Genomic DNA, 4,226 nt, shown 5'->3' with positions numbered 1-4,226 from the left:
TCCTGCTGCCGCCCAATAAAAAAAACCGAAACTTTCCAATACAATAGYCATGACTATAGTAGCCMTAATCGTAATAGCCGCTCCACTAACCGTGGCGCTTATCTGGTATAAGTCTGAGAACGTTACACTTCCGCTGAGGAGGACCAGAATTGCTCCTGCGGTAGCAGGAACGGCCTCGTTCATTCCGCGAGGTCTCCATAGAATCAGAACGACTGTGAATAGAAAGGAAAAGATAGTAATAAAAACTGCTGCAGATCCGATCAACTGCCATTCACCTCATTTCTCGTACGTTATATCAGCGGTTACTTGTTCACGATTACATTCAGGTGCTGCTTCTCCGAATTGCTGGCTTCATCGATCACTTGCCGTTCATTTCGAATCTTCTCTATTTCCGCTTTCGTAACGGGGGGCTTGAGCAACCAATACAACGAGAAACTAGATACKMATAGGATAAGGATAGTAATCATGCTATGGCCTCCTTTCAACTAAATCCCCAACATCTATCATTGGAAGATATTGATACTGCATTTATATGTGACTAGTACTATTGAGGTACTAGACTTACTTCCATATTGATCAGCTTTTCCGCACTTGGCTGGTAGGAGTTATGAGATTTCGTCCTTCGATAAACTTTTAGATGGAAAAAACGAATCTGATTGTGGTAAGTTGTATGGGATACATAGAGGGAGACCGCTCCCGCAGACTAGAGGTGCAACATGAATTATGAACGCAAAGGCTTACAGTCACTTGAATCCGATTCAGTAAGTAAGGTGTTTTTCCGTTATTTGATTCCATCTTTAATCGGTATGGTGATGATGTCCGTCAACGTAGTGATTGACGGGATCTTTGTCGGGCAACGCTTAGGCTCAACCGCACTGGCTGGGGTCAATGTGGCGTTTCCAGTGTTCACCATATACATAGCTATCTCGCTATGGATTGGAATTGGAGGGGCTACCTTATACTCCAAAGCATTAGGCGCCCGAGAGATTGCCAAATCGCAGTCCATCTTCACCCATTCACTCGTTCTTATCTTCAGCTCCACGCTCGTGATTGCCGGAATAGCCTTCATGTTTCGTGAGCGATTGGCTGTATTCCTGGGGGCGAACGAGGAGACGATGGCCTACACGATGGAGTATATGCATGTGCTGTTCGCATGCGGTTTTGTAGTCACGGTGCATAGTGCCTTCAATGTGTTCGTCCGAAATGACGGCAATCCAAATCTATCCATGGTGTCAATGCTTGTCATTGCCGTTAGTAATATAGTGTTGAATTATATATTCCTATTTGTGTTGGACTTTGGCGTTTCTGGTTCAGCCTGGGGGTTTATCTTAGCATTTACGTTGGGAACCCTTGTGTTAGTAGCGCATTTTTTCCGAACGCAGAGCACCCTTAAGTTTGTCAAACCGCAATTCTCCTGGGAACTGCTTCGGAATACATTAACAATCGGGTTTCCAAGCTTTATCGCAGAACTAGGCATTGCCGTATTCACAGCAGGCTACAACATTGCTATGGTTCGCTGGGCTGGGACGGTAGGAGTGTCCGCATTCTCGATCTTGAATTATGTACACAGTGTGATGCTCTTAATGTTCCTTGGTATGGGGGCAGCTGTTCAACCGTTGATCAGCTATTATCGAGGAGCCAACAATCGGGTACGTGAGCGGGAGACAATCCGGATTGCCATCATTACGGCGGTTGTTACAGGCGGTTGCGTGCTGATTATCGGACTTCTATTCGCTAATGTCATGGTATCGGTGTTCGGGAATTTCTCTGAGGAGGTCCGAGAGTTGGCTGTAAAAGGAATCGGTCTGTTCTTCACAGCTTATCTCTTCATGGGAGTGAACTTTGTAATGATGACTTATTTTCAAGTGACGGATCAAGTCAGAATGGCCATCTGGATCACCATAGCCAGAGAAATGCTTCTGATGGTTGTATTACTTCTGACCTTGCCTCACCTCATGGGGACTAACGGTATATGGTTGGCTATTCCGCTGTCGGAATTCCTTGTTGTAATTACGATCTATCTCTATGTCAGGCATCAGAAAAGGCAGCCGACCATGCTTACTCGATCTTAGCTCCATAAGAGCGAGCGAAGACTACGGCTTGTGCAACATCCATACGGACCGAGGTTACATCAATGGATTTGAAATCGATCCCGTCGACAATTGCTCCTCTGAGATCGGCTCCTCTCAGCTTAGCTTGACCGAGCCGGGTTCGAGTTAGATCGGCTTCTCGGAGATCCGCCTTCTCCAGTTTGCAGAACGATAGATCTGCCTCGACGAAACGTACACCGCGCAAAGACTGTTTCGTTAAATTGGCATTACGCAAGTTGACATAGGACCAATCGCCCTGTTGGATCGTGATGCCGTCCATGCCAGACTCGGCAAAATCCGATCCGGTCATCTTGCATGCCACGAATTTCGCAACGAACAGGTTAGCCCCCGTGAAATTGCAATTCATAAATGCCGATTCGGTATGGAGGGAAGCGTTGAACTCCGCTCCCGAGAAGTCACAATCGATGAATTGACAGCTGGTGGATACCGCTTCTGTGAATTGTGCACCACGGAACCGGCAACGGACGAATGTGCTATGTTGTAGTTCAGCTTCTCGGAAACTATTATAATTGAAATCCGTATCTTCGTAGTGTTGGTTAATTATCTGGCCCATATCAATTCCGCCTTTTGGATAAAATAGTAGTATGAGGTTTAGTATAACGGAAATCGACATGGCAAAGATAGTTGAACGGAAGATGCACGAGAGGGCTAATTTTTGTTATACTTGACACCAGAATGTACCTAATGTTCAATCCATTAGAAACGGATGTGTCTGGATGGGGAAAATCATCATTTTCGTGCTACTCTGGCGACTGCTGGGCAACCCGCTTCTTGCACTGCTTATCCTGTTAATCGTATTGTACTTGCTTGATCGCAGATTCATCGGACTCTTCCCGAGCTTCGTGAAGCCGTTCAAGCGCAGCAGACGATTAACTCAACTTCGTAATGAGCTGGCAGCGAATCCACATAACACGGGGAGCAAGCTGGAGGCGGCGAGAATATTAATGGAGAAGAAACAGTATCATCAAGCGCTCGAATATCTGGAACAAGTCCGACCGATCATGGAAGATTCGGCGGATGTGCGCTACGAGATTGGATTGTGTCAGTTGAAACTCGGGCAGATGGAGGAAGGAGAGCGGCTCATCCTTCAGAGTCTTGAGATGAATCCGCGATTGAAATACGGGGAACCATATTTGCGCCTCGGAGAGGCCGTATCTGTAACACATCCGGAACGGGCGATTGGATACTTGGAGCAATTCCGCAGCGAGCATTCCTCTTCCTGTGAAGCGTACTACAAGCTTGGTAAGTTGTATGGACAGTTAGGCCGGCAACACGAAGCCGCAGAGGCGTTTCGGGAAACAGTTCAAATCTATCGTAGTTTGCCCAAGTATAAACGGCGAACGGAACGGCGCTGGGCATTGTTGGCCGGGTTTCAGCGCAAGTAAATATAGGTAAGGTAGCACATGATGTGACCCGTCGGGAGACTAAGTCTTCTGACGGTTTTTTGTGCTATTGTGAACCGCAGGAATGTTCTGTTATATCTGAACGTTACTTACCAGCGTACAATAGAATCAAGTATGATCGTATCATAGTTCAATCGTGAAGATGAGGTGCACAACTTTCATATGCATATTGATGATATTATTAAAGCGTACAACCAGGAAGGGAACCTACCATTCTCTGGTGCGGTGTTAATAGGAAACCCAGATGAGATCTTATTCGAACAAGGATACGGCTATGCAAATCGAAGCGATCAGATCATCAATACGACGAATACGCGGTTCGGCATAGCATCAGGCTGTAAGATCTTTACCGCACTCGCAATATGTCAGCTTGTTGAGAGAAGACTCCTAGACTTTGATACACGATTATGCGATTGTTTAGCCATTTCCTTTCCTAACTTTGATCCGAGCATAACAGTGCATCATTTACTAACTCACAGTTCAGGAATACCCGATTATTTTGATGAAGAGAGCATGAGTGATTACGCTAATCTTTGGAAGTCAGTGCCGATGTATGCCATGAACTCTCCCAAAGATTTTCTGCCCATGTTTCAAAATAATGAAATGAAATTCACCCCAGGCGAACGATTTTCTTATAGTAATGCGGGCTATATTGTTCTTGGATTGATTGTGGAACAAATCACAGAGATGACCTTTCAAGAGTATGTGCAAG

Annotated in this window: 6 protein-coding genes; 3 read left to right on the top strand and 3 right to left on the bottom strand. The window is 45.8% G+C overall.

Annotated elements, in window-relative coordinates; all coding sequences use genetic code 11:
- Together AC1DWB_RS31660 and AC1DWB_RS31655 are read right to left on the bottom strand one after the other, a co-directional pair.
- The coding region (locus AC1DWB_RS31660) for an ArsB/NhaD family transporter (protein WP_477545075.1) at positions 1-264 on the bottom strand (264 nt) is incomplete at its 3' end.
- A gap of 38 nt (positions 265-302) precedes the next feature.
- The gene (locus tag AC1DWB_RS31655) at positions 303-467 is read right to left on the bottom strand and encodes a hypothetical protein (RefSeq protein WP_477545074.1); all 165 of its coding nucleotides are present in this window, start codon (positions 465-467) and stop codon (positions 303-305) included.
- Positions 468-716: 249 nt separating this feature from the next.
- Here AC1DWB_RS31655 and AC1DWB_RS31650 point away from each other — a divergent pair, with 249 nt between their 5' ends.
- Entirely contained in the window at positions 717-2,072 is a 1,356-nt protein-coding gene (locus AC1DWB_RS31650) for an MATE family efflux transporter (RefSeq protein WP_477545073.1), read from the top strand.
- Here AC1DWB_RS31650 and AC1DWB_RS31645 read toward each other — a convergent pair.
- On the bottom strand, positions 2,059-2,664 hold the full coding sequence (locus AC1DWB_RS31645; RefSeq protein ID WP_477545072.1) for a pentapeptide repeat-containing protein: 606 nt from the start codon (positions 2,662-2,664) through the stop codon (positions 2,059-2,061). The genes AC1DWB_RS31650 and AC1DWB_RS31645 overlap by 14 nt on opposite strands.
- Positions 2,665-2,827: 163 nt before the next feature.
- Here AC1DWB_RS31645 and AC1DWB_RS31640 point away from each other — a divergent pair, with 163 nt between their 5' ends.
- Both AC1DWB_RS31640 and AC1DWB_RS31635 read left to right on the top strand, forming a co-directional pair.
- A complete protein-coding gene (locus AC1DWB_RS31640) occupies positions 2,828-3,496 on the top strand; it encodes a tetratricopeptide repeat protein (protein ID WP_477545071.1) in 669 nt (222 codons plus the stop codon).
- Between the two features lie 180 nt (positions 3,497-3,676).
- Positions 3,677-4,226: serine hydrolase domain-containing protein (locus AC1DWB_RS31635; protein WP_477545070.1), on the top strand; the 550-nt coding region annotated here is incomplete at its 3' end.

It is taken from the genome of Paenibacillus sp. P4_E11 (assembly GCF_056401635.1).
Note: the sequence above shows the minus strand (reverse complement) of the source record. Positions and strands in the feature narration are given on the sequence as shown.